Source organism: Ruminococcus sp. CAG:379, from assembly GCF_000434255.1.
Lineage (GTDB): Bacteria > Bacillota > Clostridia > Oscillospirales > Ruminococcaceae > Ruminococcus_F > Ruminococcus_F champanellensis.
Genome location: NZ_FR894924.1, coordinates 104,753 through 106,237, shown reverse-complemented (window position 1 = coordinate 106,237; position 1,485 = coordinate 104,753). Strand labels below are relative to the sequence as shown.

General features: G+C 55.6%; 1 protein-coding gene. It reads right to left on the bottom strand.

The window, feature by feature from the left end:
* Positions 1-1,463 (bottom strand): carbohydrate-binding domain-containing protein (locus tag QVO51_RS10205; protein ID WP_288168170.1); only part of this gene is annotated, 1,463 nt, incomplete at its 3' end.
* Between the last annotated feature and the right edge of the window lie 22 nt (positions 1,464-1,485).

The following is a 1,485-nucleotide window of genomic DNA, read 5'->3' as shown; positions in this document are numbered from 1 at the left end:
CCCATGCCGCTGGAGTCTGCACCGCCTGCTGCATTGTAGGCGTCATCCTTGGAGGTTACCATGACGGTGCCGCAATTCTGCACAATTGTAAGACCCTCAACTCCCTCATAGGAATAGGTGACGTTGATCCAGGGTGCATCATAGCCGCCGGTGGTGCTTTCCCCGATGGTCAGGTTATGGTCGGAATGCATGCCGTCATCCGCAGAAGCCAGGGTGATATTGCCCCCGTTGATGGACATATTGCCGCCGCAATGCAGGGAGTCGTCTGTGGAATCAATGTTCAGCGTGCCGCCGTTGATGATCAGATCACCGCCGCTCAGATATGTGGTGCCGTCCGTATCATACAGACCCACTGCCTTGATGCCCTTGACGCTCAAGTCAACCTTATTGTTGTTGCCCTCCTGCATACCGCCGCCCCAGCCGCCGCCGGAGGAGCCGGAACCAGTGTAGCCGTGACCCTGGTAGGTATTGATGGTCACGTTACCACCGTTCATGGTAAAGGTCTGCTCTGCCTGGATGCCGTCTCCACTCTTGGATGTGATATCCACTGTGCCGCCGGTAATGGTCACATAACCCTTTCCGGTATCCGTGCCGGAGGACTTAATGCCGTCGCCGGAGGTGGATGTCAGCTTCAGATCCAGTGCGGAATAATCCGTATCCTCCGGATCACCGATCCGAACGGAATCCTTGCCCCACAGGCAGTCATCCACTGCATTGACGGTCACAGAACCATTCCAGATCTTCAGATCATCCTTGCTGACAATGCCGTCCTGGTAATTGCCGTTGACGATCAGCGTGCCCTTGCCTTTGATCTTCAGATCATCCTTGGAATAAATAGCACCGCTATCGCTGTCCGCATTGGTATAGTTGGTACCATCAGAAATGGTACTGGTGGTACCGTTCTTGGCAGTGATCCGGCACTCGCCTCCAACGCTTGCAACATAAATAGGAGAATCCGCCGTATTGGTCAGCTCTATGCCGTCCAGCACCAGCTCTACAATGGCGTCCGCATAGGTTGTCTTATCCACGTTCACCACGATCTGCCCGCCGGTCATGGAACCGGTTACATTATAAATACCAGGCTGGGTGATGGTTGCAATGGTGCTGCTGGTCAGCTCCACGCCCTCGCCGGATACTGTCAGACTGGAGCCATTCAGCTGGACGCCTGCTTCCGTGGTAACAGTCCCGGAGCCGTTCAGTGCCTCTACCCCAGTGAAGGATGCGTCAGCGCTCATCTGGAACACACCGGTAGCGTCCGCACTGTGCTTCATCTGCTGACCGCCGGTATACAGGCTGTATGCGGCGGAGGTTGTCAGATCCGGACTGCTCAGCAGCACATAGTCAAACTTCTTGTTGGGGGTTGCTGCATAAACGGTTGTAGCACCGGACTTGACTGCAATCTCATTGCCCTTTGTCCACTCAGCCGCATAGGTCAACAGCATGCAGCCCTGGGATGCACTCACAAGCGCAGCCTGGCTGTCTGTG